Annotated in this window: 6 protein-coding genes; all 6 read left to right on the top strand. The window is 32.0% G+C overall.

What is annotated here, in order from left to right; all coding sequences use genetic code 11:
- Window positions 1–93: 93 nt before the first annotated feature.
- On the top strand, window positions 94–699 hold the full coding sequence (locus Q0Y84_RS12140) for a hypothetical protein (RefSeq protein ID WP_297954144.1): 606 nt from the start codon (window positions 94–96) through the stop codon (window positions 697–699).
- On the top strand, window positions 683–1,516 hold the full coding sequence (locus Q0Y84_RS12135; protein WP_297954141.1) for a hypothetical protein: 834 nt from the start codon (window positions 683–685) through the stop codon (window positions 1,514–1,516). Before Q0Y84_RS12140 ends, Q0Y84_RS12135 begins: the two co-directional genes overlap by 17 nt.
- A 45-nt stretch (window positions 1,517–1,561) precedes the next feature.
- Window positions 1,562–1,819 (top strand): hypothetical protein, encoded by a 258-nt coding sequence (locus Q0Y84_RS12130; RefSeq protein ID WP_297954138.1) that lies wholly within the window; start codon window positions 1,562–1,564, stop codon window positions 1,817–1,819.
- A gap of 74 nt (window positions 1,820–1,893) precedes the next feature.
- Window positions 1,894–2,040, top strand: coding sequence for a hypothetical protein (locus tag Q0Y84_RS12125; RefSeq protein WP_297954136.1), 147 nt, complete (start codon window positions 1,894–1,896; stop codon window positions 2,038–2,040).
- Between the two features lie 138 nt (window positions 2,041–2,178).
- Window positions 2,179–2,805 carry a hypothetical protein gene (locus Q0Y84_RS12120; RefSeq protein ID WP_297954133.1) on the top strand — a complete coding sequence of 209 codons (627 nt, stop codon included), beginning with the start codon at window positions 2,179–2,181 and terminating at the stop codon, window positions 2,803–2,805.
- A 125-nt stretch (window positions 2,806–2,930) separates the two neighbouring features.
- The gene (locus tag Q0Y84_RS12115) at window positions 2,931–3,293 is read left to right on the top strand and encodes a hypothetical protein (RefSeq protein ID WP_297954131.1); all 363 of its coding nucleotides are present in this window, start codon (window positions 2,931–2,933) and stop codon (window positions 3,291–3,293) included.
- The last annotated feature ends 180 nt before the right edge of the window (window positions 3,294–3,473 follow it).

Genomic DNA, 3,473 nt, shown 5'->3' with positions numbered 1-3,473 from the left:
TATCATTAATAATTTGTTGTTGAAGTTAATAAGTAATTGAGGAGAGCAATCTAAGATGATTGGTCTCTTTTTGTTTTTTAAGAGGTATTTAAAATGTTTAAGTTATTCTGTTTTATGGTTGTTGCTTACTTAGTTTATCGCTTTGATAGCAAGCATAAGCAAATCGTTAAATTGGTTTGGAAAAAACTGAAATTAGCTTTTTCAGAACCTAAATCTGCTTCTTCAAAGCAAGATCCTGTCGAAATGGCAAAAGAATTGAACCAAACATCAATTCCAATGAATGTTCGTAAGGATATTTTGAAAGCTCAGTATTTAACCTTGTTTCAGACTAAGGCATCCCCTAAAAAGGAAGCTAAGAATAACACTATTAAAGAAAATAGTAAGCAGGAAACCAACATTGAAGAATCAAATATTTCAAAGTTTAATGCTGATACGATCTTAGCTGATAGTAATGGTGAAATTCATACTTTGTATGATTTATCTTCTGCTCCAGTTAATCAACCTAAGAAATCTCAAAGAGAGTTTTCTTACACTAAAAAAACAACTAGAGAAGAATATCGAAAAAAGGCCGCTTCTTCAGAAAAACAACCGCATAAAGTTGAAAAAAAGGAAAAAGAAACAACTGTTAAGCCAGTTCCTATGAATGACTTGATTAGGCAAGTTAAGCAGAGACTGGCTCAAGTTGACAGCACAAGATAAGAAATTAATGAAAGGAATTATTAAGATGACAGTTTATGTAAACGCAAAAAGTAATCAATTCATGAAAGTATTACCAACCGATTTTGATACTTTGCAAATTAGCAAAAATAATTGGGAGAAAGTTGGCTTTCATTTTATTGCTGGTGAAGCTACACACTTTGGCGCACTTGATACACAACAAGTTGGTGACCTATTTCAAGTGTTTAAGCGACTTAATTTTCGTCAAAAAATGAATTTGTGTAATCAAATTCGGGCTACTCATGGCCTAAATCTAATAAAAATTCAAGATGAATTTGATGAGTATTTTACTGAGCATCAGTCCGATGGAAGTACTCAGCAAGATTTCTTAAATGAACTAGAAACTGGAGACGAAGGTATTATTAATGACTTTTCATCTTCGTTTTCGCTAATTGACTGGTCTGATCTGGAATATATTGTCTTGGATTACTTTAATAACGCATTTGAAGACACAAAATACCATTTTTGGCGAGTTACTGGCTTTTCTCAAGGTGAACTATCATACGTTTGGTATTACGACTTTACTGATGAAGAACCAGTTAATGCTGATGAAAAGTTTAAAGATGATTATCAGAGTAATTTCGAAGGTGAAACATTTACTGATGTTTTCGAAAACATTTTATATGGTACAGCCGTTACAATTTTGCCATGTAATAGCTCTGGTTTTTCTAATGAAGATGATTGGTGTAAATCTCGTTATGTGGCTGGTTTAACTACTGATGATGAAATGGTAAGCGAGTACATGAGTAAGGCTTACAATATGGTACCCGCTAAAAAATCAGTTCATTATTACGCTTAAACGATAAACGAATGAGTAAAACAGATTGTTAAGAGAGGTATAAAAATGAGAAAAATTAACATTAAAAATGTCGTTGTTATTGTTGTTGCTTTAGCAGGTTTATTCATGCTGAATGGCTTGATTGTAAATAATTCTAAGCCAGTGCAAGCAAGTGTACGTAATGCCAAGACTGTAAAAATAAGGTCTTATTTACTGTCAAAGTTAACATTGGCGGTCATGCAGTTCTGCATATTGTTCCATCATTTAGAGTTGATAGCATTATTGAAACTAAAAATGGTGGTACTTTTAAAGTCTATCAAGTAATTACTATAGCAGGACAAACTTGGTATAAAGTCGGTAAAAAGCGCTGGGTTCCATCAAGAGACACTAATAAGCCAATGAAAGATGGTAAGATGTTTACTGTTCAAACTTATACTTACAGTGACACTCCTGATAAGGTATATCGAACTTTTGATGGATTTACTTACGTTTATCAAATTGATAACGACAAACAAAGATATGACGTTACTGGTATTTTTGGCTAAAGTACTTAATTGTATAAAGAAAGACTACAAGAGACATGTATTAGATTATATGACTACTTAGTGGATAAACTTATTAGGAAAAGTAATACTTGTATTTTGCAAAATATAAGTATTATTTTTTGCTTAAAGGAGAAAATGATGAACAAAGAAAATCGTCTTTATTTAGATGGTATTAATGCAGGAAGAACTCAATCTACTCTTGCTACTCTGAGATTTATACGAGATAACAAGCTTGATCGGGTATTGAGTCAAGAGACTTTGGTTGAATTGATTCAAACTGTTAATCCAAATTGGGATCGTGAGCAAATTATTCCATTGATTGCCCAAACAATGAAATTGAAAAGCATCATTGACGAAATTGATAAATACTTAGGAATAGCTAGTTATCCTAATCAAGGTAAATTGCCATTGTATGTAAGTAATGCAAGTGGTGAATTCTATTGGGGTATCTCTGATATTTCCGTGATTTTTTTACCAAAGGAAGTAAGTAAGTTCTTTGGTTTTAAGCAAAACCCTTTAATTGTTGATGTTGATATTCAACATGATAAAAAGGATAGTAGGCTTTTAACTGTATCGGAGGCTTTAGTAAAGTTTAAACATATTTACCGCATTAAGAGAGAAATTCCTGTGCTTGTCAAAGAAAACTCTAATAGTTTATTGAGATTTCATAAAATAAACTGTTTGTCTCTTTATGATGATAATGAAGCTTGGAGCAAGAACAATCCAATTTCTTTAGACATCATTGAAGATGAAGCTATCTATTAGTGCGATTGTTTATGAAAAGAAGGTCTGTGACTACTTATTGAACAATAGCTTTGGGCATTACCAAAACTTAACAACAAGTAGTAGCATTCCTAAAGAATTAAATAATTCATACGGAGGTAAAAACTATGAATACTAAAAAAAGGTTGACCAGAGTTCAGTATCAAAAAGGATTGCGCATGAAGCAACGTGAACAACTCATCACTGATGATCTTTTTGAAATCGAGCGTTTTGCGCTGTTTTTGTTGGCTTTAGCGCTTCTACTGGATTTAATTACTGGTGGTGTAGCATTGGCAAATGCAGTCGTTAACTCGAATTATTCTGATTTGGGTTATTTGATAATTTGTATAGCTTGCTACTATTTCATTCAGTATGCAACTCAGGCATTTGAGAATGATCTTATTAATAATCATCAAAAGCTTAGTACTGAAAAGGTTCAAATCGAATATATTGTCAACCTTTTGAAGTCAATCAAAGGCTTGTTTAAGTAATTTAATGGCATAACATAATCTAATTATCTAGCGTTTTCTATTTGTTGGAATATTTTCTCCACAGTAGGAAATGCTATTTTTTTGTCCTGAAACTAGTATGTGTATGCTATAATTAACTTGTAAATCATTATTGAAATTTTTATTTTTTCAGACAGCTTTTTAAAGTTGTAACAGCGTCAC

The organism is uncultured Lactobacillus sp. (assembly GCF_947367125.1).
GTDB lineage: Bacteria > Bacillota > Bacilli > Lactobacillales > Lactobacillaceae > Lactobacillus.
This window is presented reverse-complemented; position numbering and strand designations above follow the sequence as displayed.